This window comes from Actinobacillus suis ATCC 33415, assembly GCF_000739435.1.
Taxonomy (GTDB): domain Bacteria; phylum Pseudomonadota; class Gammaproteobacteria; order Enterobacterales; family Pasteurellaceae; genus Actinobacillus; species Actinobacillus suis.
In genome coordinates, this window is the sequence record NZ_CP009159.1 from 2359993 (window position 1) to 2379943 (window position 19951).

15 protein-coding genes are annotated in these 19951 nt (G+C 39.7%); 5 read left to right on the forward strand and 10 right to left on the reverse strand.

Features of this window, described 5'->3' with window-relative positions; translation table 11 throughout:
- Positions 1–6: 6 nt before the first annotated feature.
- The 3 genes from apxIB to apxIC all read right to left on the reverse strand — a co-directional run bounded on the left by apxIB (position 7) and on the right by apxIC (position 5807).
- Entirely contained in the window at positions 7–2130 is a 2124-nt protein-coding gene (gene apxIB, locus ASU1_RS10995) for an RTX toxin T1SS ABC transporter permease/ATPase subunit ApxIB (RefSeq protein WP_015674427.1), read from the reverse strand.
- An 80-nt stretch (positions 2131–2210) separates the two neighbouring features.
- Positions 2211–5279: an RTX family hemolysin ApxIA gene (apxIA, locus tag ASU1_RS11000; RefSeq protein ID WP_015674428.1), complete on the reverse strand. Its 3069-nt coding sequence runs from the start codon at positions 5277–5279 to the stop codon at positions 2211–2213.
- A gap of 9 nt (positions 5280–5288) precedes the next feature.
- Entirely contained in the window at positions 5289–5807 is a 519-nt protein-coding gene (gene apxIC / locus ASU1_RS11005) for an RTX toxin-activating lysine-acyltransferase ApxIC (RefSeq protein WP_009875272.1), read from the reverse strand.
- 290 nt (positions 5808–6097) lie between these two features.
- Here apxIC and ASU1_RS11010 point away from each other — a divergent pair, with 290 nt between their 5' ends.
- From ASU1_RS11010 to ASU1_RS11025, 4 genes are all read left to right on the forward strand, one after another.
- Positions 6098–7138 (forward strand): ABC transporter substrate-binding protein, encoded by a 1041-nt coding sequence (locus ASU1_RS11010; RefSeq protein WP_015674429.1) that lies wholly within the window; start codon positions 6098–6100, stop codon positions 7136–7138.
- Positions 7139–7243: 105 nt separating this feature from the next.
- Positions 7244–9307 (forward strand): ABC transporter permease, encoded by a 2064-nt coding sequence (locus tag ASU1_RS11015; protein ID WP_015674430.1) that lies wholly within the window; start codon positions 7244–7246, stop codon positions 9305–9307.
- A gap of 46 nt (positions 9308–9353) precedes the next feature.
- The gene (gene fbpC, locus ASU1_RS11020) at positions 9354–10400 is read left to right on the forward strand and encodes a ferric ABC transporter ATP-binding protein (protein ID WP_015674431.1); all 1047 of its coding nucleotides are present in this window, start codon (positions 9354–9356) and stop codon (positions 10398–10400) included.
- A gap of 226 nt (positions 10401–10626) precedes the next feature.
- On the forward strand, positions 10627–11112 hold the full coding sequence (locus tag ASU1_RS11025) for a hypothetical protein (protein WP_015674432.1): 486 nt from the start codon (positions 10627–10629) through the stop codon (positions 11110–11112).
- Positions 11113–11407: 295 nt separating this feature from the next.
- Here ASU1_RS11025 and tyrS read toward each other — a convergent pair whose 3' ends face one another.
- The 6 genes from tyrS to oxyR form a co-directional block, all read right to left on the reverse strand.
- Entirely contained in the window at positions 11408–12598 is a 1191-nt protein-coding gene (tyrS, locus tag ASU1_RS11030; protein ID WP_015674433.1) for a tyrosine--tRNA ligase, read from the reverse strand.
- A gap of 345 nt (positions 12599–12943) precedes the next feature.
- Complete coding sequence (locus ASU1_RS11035; protein ID WP_015674434.1) at positions 12944–13405, reverse strand: hypothetical protein; 462 nt, start codon at positions 13403–13405, stop codon at positions 12944–12946.
- A 114-nt stretch (positions 13406–13519) separates the two neighbouring features.
- A complete protein-coding gene (rnr, locus tag ASU1_RS11040) occupies positions 13520–15883 on the reverse strand; it encodes a ribonuclease R (protein WP_015674435.1) in 2364 nt (787 codons plus the stop codon).
- A gap of 65 nt (positions 15884–15948) precedes the next feature.
- Positions 15949–16464, reverse strand: coding sequence for a protein disulfide oxidoreductase (locus ASU1_RS11045; RefSeq protein WP_015674436.1), 516 nt, complete (start codon positions 16462–16464; stop codon positions 15949–15951).
- Complete coding sequence (gene fabR / locus ASU1_RS11050) at positions 16464–17096, reverse strand: HTH-type transcriptional repressor FabR (RefSeq protein WP_015674437.1); 633 nt, start codon at positions 17094–17096, stop codon at positions 16464–16466. The genes ASU1_RS11045 and fabR overlap by 1 nt, the downstream gene beginning before the upstream one ends.
- The gene (oxyR, locus tag ASU1_RS11055; RefSeq protein ID WP_015674438.1) at positions 17089–17982 is read right to left on the reverse strand and encodes a DNA-binding transcriptional regulator OxyR; all 894 of its coding nucleotides are present in this window, start codon (positions 17980–17982) and stop codon (positions 17089–17091) included. The genes fabR and oxyR overlap by 8 nt, the downstream gene beginning before the upstream one ends.
- Positions 17983–18108: 126 nt before the next feature.
- Between oxyR and ASU1_RS11060 the strand changes: the two genes are divergently transcribed.
- On the forward strand, positions 18109–18846 hold the full coding sequence (locus ASU1_RS11060; protein ID WP_015674439.1) for a glutathione peroxidase: 738 nt from the start codon (positions 18109–18111) through the stop codon (positions 18844–18846).
- A 71-nt stretch (positions 18847–18917) separates the two neighbouring features.
- Here the strand turns inward: ASU1_RS11060 and fbp are convergent, their stop codons facing one another.
- Positions 18918–19922, reverse strand: coding sequence for a class 1 fructose-bisphosphatase (gene fbp / locus ASU1_RS11065; protein ID WP_015674440.1), 1005 nt, complete (start codon positions 19920–19922; stop codon positions 18918–18920).
- Between the last annotated feature and the right edge of the window lie 29 nt (positions 19923–19951).

The following is a 19951-nucleotide window of genomic DNA, read 5'->3' on the forward strand; positions in this document are numbered from 1 at the left end:
TCTCCCTTACTCCGACTGTAATTGATGTAGATAGTGGTATAAACCATTCGGATCAGCGAGAAGCTCTTTATGTTTACCTTGTTCTACAATTTGTCCTTTTTCCATCACAATAATACGATCGGCATTTTTCACCGTGGATAAGCGGTGGGCAATGATAATCACAGTACGTCCCTTACAAATTTGGTGCATATTTCGCATAATGATATGTTCTGATTCATAATCTAATGCGCTGGTTGCTTCATCAAAAATCAAAATTTTTGGGTTATTCACTAAAGCACGCGCAATCGCAATACGTTGGCGTTGTCCACCGGATAAACCGGCACCTTGTTCACCTACGATCGTATTATAGCCTTCACGCAATTCTGAAATGAAATCGTGAGCGCCGGCTAATTTTGCCGCATGGACAATTTTTTCCATTGGCATACCCGGATCCGCTAAGGCAATATTATCTCGAATACTACGATTTAATAGTACGTTATCTTGTAATACCACCCCGACTTGACGACGTAGCCAGTTCGGATCCGCCAATGCTAAATCATGCCCATCTATTAATACCTGACCGTTTTCCGGAATATAGAAACGTTGAATTAATTTCGTTAACGTACTTTTACCTGAGCCGGAACGACCTACGATACCGATAACTTCACCTTGCTGAATTGATAAATTCACATCATTTAAAATCACTGGTGCATCCGGTTTGTAGCGGAAACGAATATTGCGGAAGTTAATCTCGCCTTTAATTTCCGGTAACGCTAATTTCCCTTGATAGCTTTCGGTTGGAGAGTTTAAAACGTCACCTAAACGAGTAACTGAAATTCCTACTTGTTGGAAATCTTGCCAAAGTTGCGCTAAACGAATCACCGGTGCAATCACTTGACCGGATAACATATTAAATGCGATTAATTGTCCGATACTTAAATCGCCTGAAATCACTAAATGTGCGCCTAGCCATAAGGTAATAACCATCACGACTTTTTGAATAAATTGTACACCTTGCTGTCCGATAGTAGCTAATGTGGTTACACGGAATCCCGCCGATACATAGCTGGCTAATTGCTTATCCCAGGTATTAGTCATTTGAGGGGTAACCGCCAACGCTTTAATCGTATTGATTGCAGTCACCGATTCCACTAAGAATGACTGATTGTCCGCACCACGTGCGAATTTTTCATCTAAACGGCGACGTAAAATAGGGCTGATAAAAATCGACCACCCCATATAAAACGGTAACGAGCCTAAAATCACAAGAGTAAGTTTAGGGCTGTAATACCACATCACTGCAAAGAAGATAAAGGAAAACATTAAATCCAACACGGAAGTAAGTGCCTGCCCGGTTAAGAAGTTACGAATTTGATCGAGTTCTCGTACACGAGCCACCGTATCGCCGACTCGACGATTTTCAAAATAAGAGATTGGGAGTGCTAATAAATGTCTGAATAATCTTGCTCCCAACTCCACATCAATACGGCTGGTACTATGCGCAAAAATATAGGTACGTAAACCGTTTAGCACAATTTCAAACAGCACGACGATCGCTAATGCCACCGTAATCACATTTAAGGTTGAAAAACCTCGGTGTACCAAGACTTTATCCATCACGACTTGGAAAAAAAGCGGTGTAATTAGTGCGAAAATTTGCAAAAAAATTGAAACAATTAACGTTTCAATAAAAATCTTACGATACTTAATTACCGCCGGTATAAACCAAGTGAAGTCAAACTTTGCCAGCTTACCTACGATGGAAGCTCTTGATGCAACTAAAATCAGTTTTCCTTGGTATAAGCTCTCGAATTCCGCTTGTTCCAAAATGCGAGGATTATGCGTTTCCAAATCAAAAATTAAATATTTTTTTGCTTCATTATCAATTTTAGTCAAAATAAAATGTTTACCGTCTTCTCGCCATACAAGTGCCGGTAGTGCGATAAACGCCAAACGATCAATCGCTTTTTTTACTTGTTTTGCTTTAAGTTCTAATGATTTTGCGGCTAATAGCCAAGCGGTTAGATCTAAGCCTTTTCCTTCAAGGTCGAATTTATGTTTTAGTTCTTCCGGATTTACAGCAATATTATGGTACTGGGCTAAAATCGTCAGTGCGTATAATCCGTAGTCTTCTTCCCGATAAAAATCCATTTGCTCCTCCATAAATAAAATAGCAATCCTACACACCTAATATATATAGGATTGCTATTAATCATTTAAAAATAATTATCTTAAGCAGATTGTGTTAAATAATTACTGAAAGCATTCGGTATGCTATTCGGTGAATTGCTGTAAGCTAATGGACCGCCTGATCCCACTAAAACTTGTCCGTGTTCACCGGTAAGTGCACCAGTAGATGAAATGATTTGTTCAATATCTTTTCTGAGTTGAGGAAGTGCATTATATCCTTCTCCATAATACAATTTTTCTTCTAACCCATTAAAGTAATTGATACCTCTTCCAGGAGCTGTCAGTTCAGTCAGATATTGGCTTAAAACATAAGCTCCATCTTTATCAACGATTTTTTCAATTTTATTATTTTGTCCTTCTTTACCTTCCTTGAACCAATCTTTAATCGTGAGCGCATTCCCATTGTAATCTTCATGGTAATACAGTGTTCCTCCGATTCTTTTATTCACAAGAAGATCATCACCGATTCTGATAAATCCTACATCTTTAAAACTAAGATCCGATAACAATAACGTATCATCATCACCGCCTTTCTCAATAATGATATGACGACCGTACTCCTTACTATAGCGATAAATATCCTTACCTAAACCACCGTAGATTTTGTCATTGCCTACACCACCGTCAAATAAGTTAGTACCATCGCTGCCATACAGAATGTCATTACCCGCACCACCTAATAATACGTTGTATTGACCCTCAAAGACCTGCAACTCATCGTCACCATCACCGCCATTAAGGAAATTATTACCTTTTCCGCCGATTAATCGGTCGTTTCCGTTACCACCAACAAGATGGTCGTTACCGTCACCGCCATGGATTACATCATTACCGTCGTCTCCGTATAAGATATCGTGGCCGTCATTACCGTAGATTTCATCATCGCCTTTCGCACCATGGAAAATATCGGTAAAGCGACTACCAAAGAATTTGTCTTTACGATTACTACCGATAATTTCTTCAACAGAATGTAATTCATCTTTAGCTCTGATACCGTTCCCAAGTTCGAATGGGCTTAACTCATAATCACGATATTCTAATTTTTCACTGCGTTTTCCAACTGAAATATCCTGAGTTTTAACCACTTCTTTTAAAACTTTTACATCAGCTTTAAGTTCTTTAGTGACAATATATTCACCGGCTTTCTGTGCACTTTGTCCGTCAAATGTTAAGTAACCTGTATCGGTTTTATCGTAATATGCTACATCATGTCCGTTACCCGCATATACGATAGATGAACCGGATGAAAGATATATACGATCATTTTTCTCACCCAAATGAGATTCAATGGTCACTTGACGTTTTTCACCTTTTTTATCTATCGCTAATTGGATAAGATTCGTATAGTCATAAATCGCATTATGTGACTGCACACCGGTTACCACCCATTTTTCTTTACCTTTAACGAATAATTCGGTCATATATTCGTATTTACCGGTTTGCTTACGCTCACGAATCTCTTCACCTGCGGTAAAGACCGGCGTAACAAATTTCAATAAAGTGGTTTTGTTAATTGAAGAAAGGTCGATTTTACCTTCAAGCGGATCAAACACTTTTTTATCAAAACGATCCGGTTCTTTCTCTAAAAGTTTTCCTTCTTCAAAGAAATCAACGTAAGCTTTACCGCTTTTCGTATCAGAACCTTTGCGAGTAATGCCGGCAAGTTCACCGATATTGACATCCCAACGCTGTTGCGTAATAGCAACGACACGCTCTACCGAATACTCTTTATTGTATTGTGATAACAATTCAAAGGTATCTTCTAAGAATGCGGAATGGCGGGCGTCATAACCGTTTTCAAAATAGTTTTTACTGTGTTTTTTCTCCCATTCGTCAATCTTATTCGCTAATTTCGTTGCAACTCGTTCGAAGATTGCCTGTTTAGAAGCATCTAAAATACCTGAAATAATACCGGTGATTGCACTAACTAAAGCTGCTACCGGCGCACCGACTAATGAGCCGGTTGCAGCAGCCCCAACACCTGCGGAAGCCGCACTTAACACACTGTTAATCGTGGTTAATGCCGCTTCAATCGCACCGGTTTCACGGTAGAATGAAGCTAATAAACTATCACCTTCATAACCGAACTTTTTAAAGCGCTCCGAATATTGTTCAAGCTGTTTCGCACGTTCAAACTTATCCGCAACATTTAAGAACGAAAGCGGGCTAATCGCTAATGCTACGACCGAACCGATTAAACCACCGGTTGCCGCAGTTGTGGATAAGCCTGCCGCCACACGTTGCGCAATAATATATTGAGAAACCGCTTTACCGATATTGCCTAAGATTTTAGTTGAGATTTCAATACCTGCCGCCGCTTTTGTACCTGCATCGGCATCTTTATTACTTAAAATGAATGAAGCCGAAACAACAGATAAGATACCTGATACGGCATCAAACCCAGGTCCTGCAAGGCTTAAATCTGGAAGGTTATTTAACTTACTTGCTAAACCGCTTAAGCGAGTGTTAGATAAGGCATTGCCCAATTTACCTAATTGTTCGGCAAACGCATCCACCGTACCCGTTGCACTTGCAATGTTATCCACTAACTGAGCGGCTAGATCCACACCTGCTTTAGCTAATTCCGAACCACTGACGTCCTCACCGTTTCTACGGCGACGAAGCAGGCTATCAAGATCCATACCCGCAATAGCCGTACCTAAGAAACTTTGTAAGGCTGAAAGTGCCGTTTGCGTTTTATTTAAACGTTGTCCTAATGCTTCCGATGAACCGCCGAGCGATTTACTTAATTTTTGGTTCTTATTCAGTAACTTATCAAACTGAGGTGCAAATAATGCGATGCCTCGTTCCGAGAAACCTAATAGTTTTTCCGTTGTACCGAATAATTCTTTCGCTAGTGCGGTACCGTTTTTTTCCGAGCGATGTACTTCGATCCCTAAAGCCTCCGCCGCTTTCACTAAATCATTAAGACTTGAGCCGGTACTAGCTTGATAATCTTTCGGAATATATAAAATTAATTTCTGCCCTGCTTGCTTCACCTGTCCCAAACCATTTTTTAATGCGCCGGCACCTGATTTAGCTGCACTTTTTGTATGTTGATTAAGTGAATCAATCAATCCTTTGACTCTATCGAGCTGAGAGTTAGCCATGTTGTCTCCTTAGCTATTTACTAATGAAAATTTAAAATTTTGTTTATTTTTTAGCTCACTCATTAATTCAAAGTGATATTGTTGAAAAATTTTACTTGCCAGTTTCTTATCAATTTTTCCTCCATGAAATTCTGAAATTTTCCCTACTCGAGAGTCCGGATCAACTCGAATAGCCCTAAACAGCTCATTCGGGAAGTTATCTCGCATATGTTTGTATAATGCGGCACTGTCTCCGAACGGTGCTATCCAATCTATAAACCATCGACGATCGCCGGAAGTCCAATCATCCGCAACTAGCGAGGCAACATCATCAAGGTATTTAATTTCATTTTCCAAATTCAAATTTGCCCAGCTACAAAATGCAATAGGAAAACCGTCACGCTTTAACAAAACATATTGATTACTCTCAATCGCAGGTAGCACATTAATTGCTAACAAAGAAAGCGGCCACTTTCGATGTAAAGGAGAACTTGCCCATAACCATGCCACCTCTCCTAAAACCTCAAATCCATTAATTTTTTTACTCATTCATCCCCCCAGATTTATAACAATATTGCCGTTTGTCTGACTTGATTGTAAATACTTACCGATAAAAATAAAAAAAAGTAAGTTTTTTGATTATTTATATAATTTACCAATTCATTACAAATGAGGTTTACATTATGATTTTATAACAATATCGCTCATTAATCTCGTATTTTGTGAACTGCTTCACGGTATTTTTTATTCAATTACGGTAAATTAGTTCCAATAAGAAAAATGCTTTCGATTATATTCGCGGCATTTTATTGATTTATGCTCAATATGAGGCTTTGATTATGAAATTTGGAAAACTTTCTTTAGCGGTTTCAACCGCATTACTCGGTGCGGGGTTAATGTTTAGTTCGGCGGCTCAAGCAAAAGGACGCTTAGTGATTTACTGTAGTGCAACCAATGTCATGTGTGAAAATGCGGCAAAAACATTTGAAGAAAAATATGATGTGAAAACCTCTTTTATCCGCAACGGTTCAGGCAGTACCTTTGCAAAAATTGAAGCGGAGAAAAATAATCCGCAAGCGGACGTTTGGTACGGCGGGACTTTAGATCCGCAATCTCAAGCGGGTGAATTAGGCTTATTAGAAGCCTATCGCTCACCAAATATCGACCAAATTATGCCGAAATTCCAAGATCCGGCAAAAGTAAAAGGTAACTTAAGCTCTGCGGTATATATTGGTATTTTAGGCTTTGCAGTGAATACCGAACGTTTGAAAAAATTAGGCATTGAGAAAATGCCTCAATGCTGGAACGATTTGACCGATCCGAAATTAAAAGGCGAAATTCAAATTGCCGACCCGCAAAGTTCAGGCACAGCCTATACCGCTATCGCAACCTTTGCTCAACTGTGGGGCGAAGATAAAGCGTTCGATTACTTCAAACATCTCCATCCGAACATTTCTCAATATACCAAATCGGGTATCACGCCGGCACGTAATGCCGCACGCGGTGAAACTACGGTCGGTATCGGTTTCTTACACGACTATGCGTTAGAAAAAGAACAGGGTGCTCCGCTTGAAATGGTTGTGCCGTGCGAAGGTACCGGCTATGAATTAGGTGGTGTGAGTATCTTAAAAGGTGCGAGAAACTTAGATAACGCTAAATTATTCGTTGATTTTGCCCTTTCTAAAGAAGGTCAGGAAACCGCATGGAAAAAAGGTCAAGCGTTACAAACGCTAACTAATACTACAGCGGAGCAATCTCCACTTGCATTTGATCTGACTAAACTAAAATTAATTGATTACAATTTTGAAAAATACGGTGCAAGTGACGAACGTAAACGCTTAATCAGCAAATGGGTTGATGAAGTGAAATTAGCGAAATAATTATTCGCCTTTTGATAAGCGGTCGTTTTTCGCAAAAAATTTGCAAAAAATCAGCGAAAAACGACCGCTTGTTTTTCTCTATTTTATACGTTGTTGTGAGGCTATATGGATTCTATTACAAATAAAAGATCGCTGTTTGAATCTAGCCACTTTTGGATTCTGCTCTCACTTATTGCATTTATTGTTCTGCCTTCCAAAGCACTGGATTACGGTTTATTGGAAAGTACTTCAGATGAATTTTTAGATGCAATGGGTTGGTCTTCCGTTAATTTGACGATACTTTGGTTTTTACCTTTAATCGGTTTCTGGTTACTCCCTTCCTTAAAACTTTCGACCGAAGCCCAGGCAAAAGCGGAATTAGGTTTAATTTCTTTCATACTATTATTCGCCTTTATTTCGGCAACGATTTATAAGGTCAGTATGGGCTATTCGGTTATCGTATTAATTGCAACCTTAACCGCACTTGCCACCTTTGCTTTTGCTAAACTCAAAATGATGCAAGGCGATAAATTTATTATTGCCGCATTGCTCAGTATCATCTTGCTGATTTTCTTTTTTATCGTTTATCCGACCGTTGCGATTTTTATTTCGATGTTTTATGACGGAGAAACGTTCGCACCGGAACAAGTGGTCAGAATTTTAGGGCAGGGTTATATTGTTCGAGTAATCAGTAACTCTTTATTCCTTTCCGGCTTTGTCGGCATTGTTTCAACCGTTTTCGGTTTAGCGTTTGCGCTTTATACTACTCGTATCGCTCACCGTACCGCCTTTATCGGGAAAATTTTCTCAATCCTACCGATTGTGACACCGCCGTTTGTGGTGGGTCTTGGCGTAACTTTAATGCTTGGTCGTTCGGGCTATGTGACCGAATTTTTAGATACCTATTTCGGCTTTAAAGATCATAACTGGCTGTATGGTTTTAACGGGATTGCGATTGCTCAGATTCTTGCTTTCGCCCCGATTTCATTTATGATTTTAGACGGTGCGTTAAAATCAATTCACCCTTCGATTGAAGAAGCGTCTTATACGTTACGAGCGAACCGCTATCAAACGTTCTATAACATTATTTTCCCGTTATTACGTCCGGCATTGGCAAATTCATTTTTAATCGTGTTTATCCAATCGCTCGCCGACTTCAGTAACCCGTTGGTTTTAGGCGGTAGCTTTGACGTAATCGCTACTCAAATTTATTTCTATATCGCCGGTTCGCAATTAGATTACGCTTCGGCAAGTACCTTAGGTTCAATGTTGCTGATTTTCTCATTATTGATCTTTATCGTTCAGTATATGTGGATTGGTAATCGCTCTTATGTGACCGTTTCGGGTAAATCTTATCGCGGCGATGTACAAGACCTACCAAGCGGTTTGAAATATACCATTATTGCAATGTTAGGTTTCTGGGTGGTGTTCAACCTTGCGTTATACGGCAGTATTTTCTACGGCAGCTTCACGGTCAACTGGGGGGTAGATTACACTTTAACCTTGAATAACTATGCAATGTTATTCGGACAAGGTCTAAGTGATGGGGCGTGGCCGTCTTTAATCAATACCATGATCTATGCCGGTATTGCCGCACCGTTAACAGCGTTATTCGGCTTACTCATCGCTTATATTGTGGTGCGTAAAGATTTCCAAGGTAAGAAAACGCTTGAGTTCTTAACTATGCTGTGCTTTGCCGTACCGGGTACGGTTGCCGGTGTGTCTTATATTCTCGCCTTTAATGATGCGCCAATGTATATTACCGGCACCGGTATCATCATTATTATTTCAATGGTAATGCGAGATTTACCGATCGGTATGCGTGCGGCAATTGCGGGACTTGGGCAGTTGGATAAATCATTGGATGAAGCCTCATTATCATTAAAAGGCAGTTCGTTAAAAACCATTTGGTTTATCGTCTTCCCATTATTGAAACCGGCATTGTTATCCGCATTAGTGACCAGTTTCGTACGTGCGATGACAACCGTGAGTGCGATTGTGTTCCTTGTGACCGCAGATACTCGTGTTGCAACCGCTTATATTTTAAACCGTGTGGAAGACGGTGAGTACGGGGTGGCTATCGCATACGGTTCAATCTTAATTGTTGTGATGATGGCGATCATTTTATTCTTCGACTGGATTGTCGGGGACACTCGTATCGCAAAATCAAAAGCGAAAAAAGCAGATTAATTCGTCCCGGGCGGTATTGTCGCTCGTGTATAAAAGGCAAAATATTATGAACAACGATTTCTTAGTACTGAAAAATATTACCAAATCTTTCGGTAAAGCAACAGTAATTGATAATTTAGATTTAGTGATTAAACGTGGCACGATGGTCACTTTATTAGGGCCATCCGGCTGCGGTAAAACCACCGTATTACGCTTAGTGGCAGGGCTTGAGAATCCGACAAGCGGTCAAATTTTTATTGATGGCGAAGATGTAACCAAATCTTCGATTCAAAATCGAGATATTTGTATTGTGTTCCAATCTTATGCACTATTCCCGCATATGTCGATTGGCGATAACGTCGGTTATGGTTTACGTATGCAGGGCGTAAGTAACGAAGAGCGTAAACAGCGTGTGAAAGAGGCATTGGAACTGGTGGATTTAGCCGGCTTTGAAGATCGTTTTGTTGATCAAATTTCTGGTGGTCAGCAACAACGTGTTGCATTAGCCCGTGCCTTAGTGCTAAAACCGAAAGTGTTATTATTTGACGAACCGTTAAGTAACTTAGATGCCAACTTACGCCGTTCCATGCGTGAAAAAATTCGTGAATTGCAACAACGCTTAGGTATTACCTCGCTTTATGTTACGCACGATCAGACTGAAGCATTTGCGGTTTCGGATGAAGTTATTGTGATGAATAAAGGCAAGATTATGCAAAAAGCACCGGCAAAAGATCTTTATTTACGTCCGAATTCTTTATTCCTTGCCAACTTTATGGGCGAATCGACTATTTTTGACGGTAGCTTAAGCCAAGGCACGGTCGCAATCGGAGATTACAGTTTCTCTCTTCATAATGCTGCAGATTTTGGTATTACAGACGGCGAATGTTTGGTCGGTGTGCGTCCGGAGGCAATTCGACTTACTGCCACCGGTGAAGCTGGTCAATGTTGCCAAATTAAGAGTGCAGTTTATATGGGCAACCATTGGGAGATTGTTGCAGAGTGGAACGGTAAAGAAGTTTTAGTGAATGCAAATCCGGATCAATTTGATCCAGAATTAAAAGAGGCGTTTATCCATTTTACTGAACAAGGTATTTTCTTACTTAAAAAAGAATAATTTATAGACAATGGTAAGCGGTTATTTTTGTTAAATTTTTTGCAAAGATGGCCGCTTATTTCTCTATATGTTATACCTATTTATAGGTATGCAAATGTTACATAATGCAGCATTCTTTGTGTAAATTTTTGAAAATATGACATATAAAATTATCTTTGCTTTACATAAAACCGTTTCGATAGTGTAAGTTATGGTAAAATGTAATTTTCATCCACAAGAGGGCGCTATGTTCAAACAAATTGCATTGTCAGCACTCAGGCTGATAAATAATTATTTGCATCGGTTTAACGAATGGTTATTCCATACCAAACAGAAGTATGAAGATCGCTTCATTTTAGCTGATATTCTCAATAGTGAGATTTACTTGCAAAAGTATGGATTAGATAATTTTCATCGGCTGTTAGAGTACCAACCTCAATTAGTACGTTATATCAAAATAAAGGAGGAATATAATTTAAAAAGTAAGTTTATTGTTTATGAGAGGGATATGTTGCTTCCTGACGAGTTCGAATATTATATGCTTAAACTAACTAAAAATTTAAAAGAAAGCCTATTTTTTAGTGAGTTTAGTCATATTCAATTGGATAGAGTTGCTCAAGATACTGCTTTTACTTACGATTTAGAAACAACATTTAAATTTATTAGGGAGAAAGGCGATAGGCTTAATATTATTTTTATCGATGATAATATGGCTTACGTTTGTATTACTTAATACACGATAAAATTTTTAAAAATTAATTATTCTAACTTAATCGATATAACGAATTTTTACGATAATTAGATGCTTATCATTGTCAATAGAATAAGAAATAAGGACATTTATTTAAAGCATGGAAACACAATCGTTTTATCTTCAATTGATAGCTGTTAAAGTGAGAATCGCATAGTAATTTATACCAGAGTTAATGGTGTTTTTAGTATATTAGACTTATTTTCTAATATGGTTTAATTAGGAATACATAATAAAAAAGGAAGCTTTTAAGCTTCCTTTTTTATTTATAGCGAACTTATTTCACTGTTACACGTGCAAATTTACGTTTACCAACTTGGTAAACAAAAGTACCTTGTTGTGCATTTTGACGAACGTCTTCGACTTTTTCGCCATCAATTTTTACGCCACCTTGCTGTGCTGAACGAATCGCCTCTGAAGTTGATGCGACTAAACCGGCTTCTTTTAACAAGGTTGCTAAACCGATTTCACCTTCAAACGTAAATTCCGGCATTTCATCTGGAATTGCACCTTTTTGGAAACGATTGATGAATTCTTGTTCTGCAGCATCTGCCGCCGCTTGATCGTGGAAACGTGCAATTAACTCTTTCGCTAATAAAATTTTCACATCACGTGGGTTTTTACCGGCTGCAACGTCTGCTTTTAATTGGGCGATCTCATCTAATGGACGGAATGAAAGTAAATTATACCAATCCCACATTAATTCGTCTGAAATCGACATCACTTTACCGAACATATCGCTTGGTGCATCTGTTACACCGATATAGTTACCAAGTGATTTTGACATTTTTTTCTCGCCGTCTAAGCCGACAAGTAGAGGTAATGTCATTGCTACTTGCGGTTTTTGACCCGCTGATTTTTGTAACTCACGGCCAACTAATAAGTTAAAGGTTTGGTCTGTACCACCTAACTCAACATCCGCTTCTAAAGCCACAGAGTCATGGCCTTGGAGTAACGGATAAATAAATTCGTGGATTGCAATAGATTGGTTATTGGCAAAACGTTTTTTGAAATCGTCACGCTCAAGCATACGTGCAACAGTGTAATTAGATGCAAGGCGAATCATACCTTCGGTACCTAATTTACCTAACCATTCGGAGTTGAATACCACACGAGTTTTATTTGGATCTAAGATCTTGAATAATTGTTGTTTGTAAGTTTCCGCATTACGTAATACGTCTTCGCGCGTTAACGGTGGACGAGTTGAGTTTTTACCTGAAGGGTCGCCTACCATACCGGTAAAATCACCGATTAAGAAAATCACTTCATGACCAAGCTGTTGGAATTGGCGGAGTTTATTTAAAACAACGGTATGGCCTAAGTGAATATCGGGGGCTGTCGGATCTGCGCCTAATTTAACGCGTAACGGACGATTTTCTTTTAACTTTTCAATTAAATCTTCTTCAGAATAAATATTTTCAACACCGCGTTTCAGTTCGGCTAATGTTGCTTCAATAGATTGAGCCATTTGCTTGATTCCTTATATCTTGTTTTAAATATGAAAATAGAATCTATTATAACGAGATACGTTGTGATTGATAAGGCTTAATCGGCAATAGACGAAAAAAAACGCCTCATTTTGTGGGGGAATGAGGCGTAAGAGTTGGAGTGATTACCTATTATTTTTGAAGTGAGTTAATGATAATAATTCTCAAGTAATTAAGCAAGAGGCTTTACAAATTCTTACAAATGAGAATCTTTATCATTTAACTTTGGTGATAATAGAATTTTTTAAATGTTGATTCAAGCTAAAAACAAACTAACATAGATCCAAAAGTTACAAGTATTTGCGTAATGAAACTTTTACTGAGGTTTAGCTTTCTCGACAATTTAGCCAAGGTACTCGAACACCATTGATATTGCGATAATAAGCAGAACTTTGCTCACGTGCAATGAGGTCAACATAGCTGCCTTGAATTGGATTGTATGAGCGATAAGTTACTTCAAAACGAGAACCTCGTGCATTGAGCGTTTTATTTTCAATATGATCAAACGGTTCAATTTTCCCGCCGTCTAATTGGAAGTAGAAGCCGAAGTTATCTTTCATACGACTTTCTCTTGAAAGCGGAAAGTAGCTGGATAAGTAAGAACTTGTACCGGTTTCAAAATTGCTACAAAGATAATGATAGCGCTTATAGTTAGCTCGGTTTGCTAATTCGGTTTGACTAATATTATCCTTTAAATAATCTGTTTTCGCTTTTTTAGTCGGCGAAGGGGAACAAGCAAATAAAGTTGTCAGTGTTGAAATTAAAAAAATAAGTTTAAGTTTATTCATATAAATAGTTCCGATAAAAATAGCCTAGTTTTGGCTAGGCTATGATAGTTCAAATTTTAGCGCTGACAAGCGGTAGAATTTGTAAAAAATTTTGCAAATTTGACCGCTTATTCGCTATTTCTTACGTTTAGTTGCTGCTGGTTTCTTAGCTTTTTTGGCGGTTTTACGAGCAGCTTTTTCTTTTTTCGGCTTCGACTTCGTTGCTTTGATGGTTTTCGGCTCTTTAAAGATTGGTTTATCGCCAACTTTTTTCGCTTTCTGCTTCGCCGTTTTGCCCACTGCAATCCCTTTACGCAAATTACCGATTAGCGCAAAATCGATTTTCTTATCATCTAAGCTCACATTAATTACTTTCACTTTTACCGGATCACCTAAGCGATAAATAATGCCACTACCGCCGACCAAACGTTGTCTGTCTGCATCATAATGATAGTAATCGTTATCTAATGTTGAAATATGTACTAAACCGTCAATTAGTAGCTCATTGATTTTAACGAATAAACCGAAACCGGTGACGCTTGAAATCACCCCTTCGAACGTTTCACCGAGATGATCTTGCATAAATTCACATTTCAGCCAATCTGCTACTTCACGGGTTGCTTCGTCCGCACGGCGCTCGGTTGCAGAACATTTATCACCAAATTGATCGATGTCGTCCAATTTATAGTGGTAGCCACCACCGTCCGTATAATTGCGAGTGTTACCTTTTTCTTTTTCAATCAAATACTTAATTGCACGGTGTAACAGTAAATCCGGATAACGACGAATCGGCGAAGTAAAGTGAGCATACTCGGTTAACGCTAAACCGAAATGCCCTACATTATCTGCCGCATATACAGCCTGTTTAAGTGAGCGAAGCAACATGGTTTGAATTAACTCACGATCCGGACGATCGGCAAGCTGTTCAATCAGCTCGGCATAGTCTTTTGGTTCCGGATCAAGCCCTACATTCCAAGTCAATCCACATTCTTTGATAAAGGATTTAAAACTGGTCAGTTTTTCTTCGCTTGGTTTATCGTGAATACGGAATAGTGCCGGTTCATTCGCTTTTTCGACAAAACGGGCTGAAGCGATATTTGCTAAAATCATACACTCTTCGATAATTTTATGTGCATCGTTACGAATCAGCGGTTCAATCCGTTCGATTCTGCCTTGCGGATTGAAAATAAATTGGTTTTCCACCGTTTCAAATTCAATTGCACCACGAGCTTGACGAGCTTTGACTAACACTTGGAACATTTCGTTCAAGGTTTCCAAATGTGGTACGAGCGGTGCGTAACGCTCACGTAATGCTTCATCGCCTTCTAACATTTTCCAAACTTTGGTATAGGTTAAACGGGCGTGTGAGTTCATTACCGCTTCATAAAATTTATAGCCGGTCAGTTCGCCTTTTTTGGATACAGTCATTTCCGCCACCAGACATAAGCGGTCAACTTGTGGATTCAGTGAACACAAACCGTTTGATAAAATCTCCGGTAACATCGGAATGACTCGATTTGGGAAGTAAACCGAGTTACCACGATTTGCCGCTTCTAAATCAAGTGCGGTTTTCGGGCGAACGTAATAGCTTACATCGGCAATCGCTACCCATAAACGCCAACCGTCACCTTCTTTCTTAGCAAAAACGGCATCGTCAAAATCTCGCGCACTTTCACCGTCAATCGTGACCAAAGGTAAATCACGTAAATCTACTCGACCAAGCTTAGCTTCTTCCGGTACTTCTTCATTAAATTGGCGAATTTGTTTTTCTACACCTTCCGGCCAAACGTGCGGAATATCGTGGTTACGCAATGCGATTTCGATTTCCATGCCTGGTGCGAGGTTATCGCCTAAGATTTCGGTAATAAAACCGACTGGGCGGTTGAAACTGGCTTTGCGTTCTTGCAGTTCCACTACAACCACTTGCCCCATTCTTGCGCCCATACGTTGATCGTCAGGAATTAAAATATCTTGAGTGAGACGGCTGTCGTCCGGCACAACAAAACCAATGCCGCTTTCAAGGAATAAACGGCCGACAATTTGTTTTTTACGTGCTTCTAAAACACGAACAATGCGTACCTCACGGCGACCTCGGCGATCGGTTCCGTTTGGCTGAGCAAGCACAAAATCACCGTGCATCACTCGTGTCATTTGGTTATTCGGAATAAACCAGTCATCGCTTTTTTCACCACCTTCTACTTGCAGAAAGCCGTAGCCGTCACGGTGACCGACAACCGTACCTTTTATCAAGTCCATTTTTTCCGGCAGGGCATAACGTTTACGTTTGGTAAAAATTAATTGTCCGTCATTTTCCATCGCACGTAAGCGGCGACGAACACCTTCGATACGCTCTTCATCATAAATATGAAACGCTTCGAGCAGTTCTTCACGGCTCATCGGTGCATCAAATTCTCGAATGGTATTTAAAATAAATTCCCGACTCGGCACGGGATTCTCGTATTTTTCGAGTTCTTGTTGGTAATTAGGATCTACTATCATAATATTCTCTATATGCTAAAGCGGTCTGATTTGCAGAAAAATTGACAAATCAGACCGCTTGAATTTTAAGTTAGGCTACTCAGCCATAAACGGACTTTAAGCCCCCAATAGCTTGTAAGCCCTGTTGTATGCTGTACAACCTTGCCGTCTTTTATGATTAAAATCGTTGGGGTGGCTTGGATGTTCCAGCTTTTGGATATTTCGCCATCAGGATCATTGATGACGGGGAAGTGATAATCTTCTTGGCTGAGATAATCCGCAACCTGTTGCGGACTACCGGATTTGAGCGCAACACTTAGCACCGCTACGTTATCATCCATCAATTGTTGAACTGCAGGTGAGGTGAATTTGCAGTAGTTACACCAACTGCCCCAAAAGTAGAGCAACAGCGGTTTTTGATGGCTTAATTGTGCCATCACTTTCGGCTGTTGCTGCAAATCGTAGAAAACCTGTTGAGCGAACGCATTCGGCTCACTGGGTTTGCGATACCAATCAACTGCAATACTTAGCACGATAAACATTAGCCCGTAAACAAGCAAATTTTTACCGAAACGGAAAAGCATAGCGTTTTTGTTTTGCATTATTGGTGATCCTTTGTATGGCTATAAGTGTAAGAAGCCGCACCACGAGTAAGCATTCTGAGTTGCATAATCACTCGCTTTTTCAGTTTTTCACGTTCTTGCGTATTCATATCAAGCGCATAAGCGCCGGCAGTAAACACAATCGTCATGAGTCCCTCCGCTTGGATATGGGCGATTTCACGGCTACTGTTGACATCTTTACTCATAATATAGTCGGTCAATTCCGCAATAAAATGCTGAATTTCTCGTGATGCCGCCGTACGAAAGGCTTGTGATGTACCAGAACTTTCTCGGAGTAACAAACGGAATACATTCGGTCGATCCGTAATAAATTCAAAGAACGTTTCGGTTGAAACTGCAACCACGCTTCCGCCGTTTTCAATACGTTTACGAGCTTGGCGCATGAGTTGACGAAGCAATAAACCCGATTCGTCCACCATGGCTAAGCCTAATTCGTCCATATCTTTAAAGTGGCGATAGAACGAGGTCGGTGCAATACCGGCTTCTCTTGCGACTTCTCGTAAACTGAGATTAGAAAAACTTTTCTCTGCACTTAATTGGTTAAATGCCGCATCGACTAATGCTCGGCGTGTTTTTTCTTTTTGCTGTGCGCGAATACCGATGTTACTCATTGATGTTCTCTTGCTTCATAATATTGGCAACTTCTTTTGCAAGACGTTCATAGCGAAGGCGTAATGGTGAGCCAGGGCGATAAATTAGTCCCACAGAACGATATGGTTTTGGATCGTTAAAGGCGAGGTATTTTAAGCCTTCACACGATTTAGCTGCTAATTCTGGAATCAGTGAAATGCCGGCATTTGCTGCTACCATATTACGTAATGTTTCTAAGTTAGTCGCTTTAAAATGTGTGCTTTCTTTGGCGCCGACAGATAAGCAGTAATCCAAGGTTTGGGTGCGTAAACAGTGGCCGTCATCTAAAAAGAGTAGCTCTTTATCTTTTAAGGCGCTAATGTCTAAACCTTTTTGATTTGCCCACTCGTGTTGCTGTGAAACTGCCAATAACATTTGCTCATTGAAGATAGGTACTTCGATAAATGGCTCGCTTTCTTTAACAAAAGCCAAGATTCCGCAGTCTAATTGACCCGATTCAAGCTGATCTACCAATTGTGAAGTTTGTAGCTCGTAAATATAAAGTTCTAGTTCGGGAAACGCCGATTTTAACGCAGGCAATACAAGTGGTAAAAGATACGGACCAAGTGTTGGAATAATGCCAACATGAAGTGGACCGGACATTTCTTTTCCTTGGTTACTTGCCATCTCTTTTAGCACTTTTACTTCGCGTAATACGGCTTTAGCTTGTTCAACCAGAGTTAAACCGGCTTGCGTGAATAAGACTTTACGGCTGGTACGCTCAAGTAAAACCGTACCTAATTCGTCTTCTAATTTGCGAATTTGACCGCTGAGTGTCGGCTGGCTCACATTACAGGCATCAGCCGCACGGCGGAAGTGTTTATAATCTGCTAAGGCAATTAAATATTCTAAATCTCTAATATTCACAGGAACTCCCAGTTAGATCGAAGAATGACCATTTTTCCTATTAATCAAATAGGCTGAATTATGGCATATTTAGGTGTAGAATGCGTACGGTTTTTGAAAACATTATGTAAAACAGGAGAATTTTTTATGTCATTTAAAGATATGACTGGGCAAAAAGTGCCTAACGTAACTTTCCCGACTCGTAAAGGTGGCGAATGGGTTAATGTAACTACTGCAGATTTATTCGATAACAAAACTGTTGTCGTTTTCTCTTTACCAGGCGCATTCACACCAACTTGTTCATCAACTCACTTACCACGCTACAATGAATTAGCGGGCGAGTTCAAAAAATTAGGTGTAGATTCAATCATCTGTATCTCTGTAAATGATACTTTCGTAATGAACGCATGGGCGAAAGACCAAGATGCGGAAAACGTAATCTTATTAGCAGACGGTAACGGTGAATTCACTGAAGGTATGGGTCGTTTAGTTGATAAAGCGAACTTAGGCTTTGGTAAACGTTCTTGGCGTTATTCTATGCTTGTGAAAAACGGCGAAGTAGTGAAAATGTTTGATGAACCAGAAAAAGATGGCGACCCGTTTGAAGTATCTGACGCAGAAACCATGATCAAGTTCTTAAACCCAGAGTGGAAAGACCAAGATCCAATCGTGGTATTCAGCAAAACTGACTGCCCATTCTGTGCTAAAGCAAAAGCATTATTAGCTGAAAAAGGCTTACGCTTTGAAGAAATCGTGTTAGATAACGATTCACAACGTGGTAAAGTGGTACGTGCGGTTGCAGGTAGCCAAACTGTTCCACAAATCTTTATCGGCGGTAAATTAATCGGCGGTAGCGATGCTTTAGAAGCGTATTTTGCAAAATAATAAGCAAATTTAACCGCTTATATAAAAAAACCGAACGTTTAAAAGCGTTCGGTTTTTTGTTTTTATTAGGACTATTCTGCAAATTCTTGCATAAATTTGACCGCTTGTTGCACCATTGAGGTTGAGCCAACAAAGAACGGGACACGTTGATGTAGTTCGGTCGGTTTAATATCTAAAATCGGATTAAAACCGTCTGTTGCCATACCGCCGGCTTGCTCAGCTAAGAACGCCATTGGATTGCCTTCATATAATAAACGTAGCTTACCTTTTGGATAGACAGTTGAGGTTGGGTAGATATAGATCCCACCTTTTAATAGATTGCGGTGAAAATCTGACACTAATGAACCGATATAACGTGATGAATACGGACGTTTAGTCGCTTCGTCACTTTCTTGGCAATATTTGATGAATTTTTTCACGCCCATCGGGAAAGTGACATATTGTCCTTCGTTAATTGAGTAATATTTTCCTTCAAACGGCATTTTCATATCCGGATGAGACAGAATAAATAAACCGAGGGACGGGTCATAAGTAAAGCCGTTGACGCCGTTACCGGTGGTATAAACCAACATTGTAGATGAACCGTAAGTGACATAGCCCGACGCCACTTGTTTGCGCCCTTCTTGTAAGAAATCTTCAATCGTAACCGGCGTACCAATCGGTGAAACACGTTTATAAATTGAGAAAATCGTGCCGACCGAAACGTTTACATCAATATTTGAAGAACCGTCTAAAGGATCGGTCATTAAAATATATTTTGCATTTCTACCTCTTTCGTTGTCAAAAGCAACGAAGTTATCGTCTTCTTCAGAGGCAAAACCTGCCACATCTTCACGTGCAATTAATGCTTTTTTCATCGTTTCATTGGCAAACACATCTAATTTCATTTGTGCTTCGCCTTGAATGTTTTCAGATCCGGCAACGCCTAAAATATCTTGGCTTAAACCGGCACGGTTAATTTCACGATGAATAATTTTAGCCGCAAGGCGAATAGACGATAAGATACCGCTTAATTCACCTTTTGCTTCTGGGTACTCTGCTTGTTTTTCAATAATAAATTCGCCGAGTGTTTTCATAATTTCTCCTTGGGGTATGCTAAAATAGC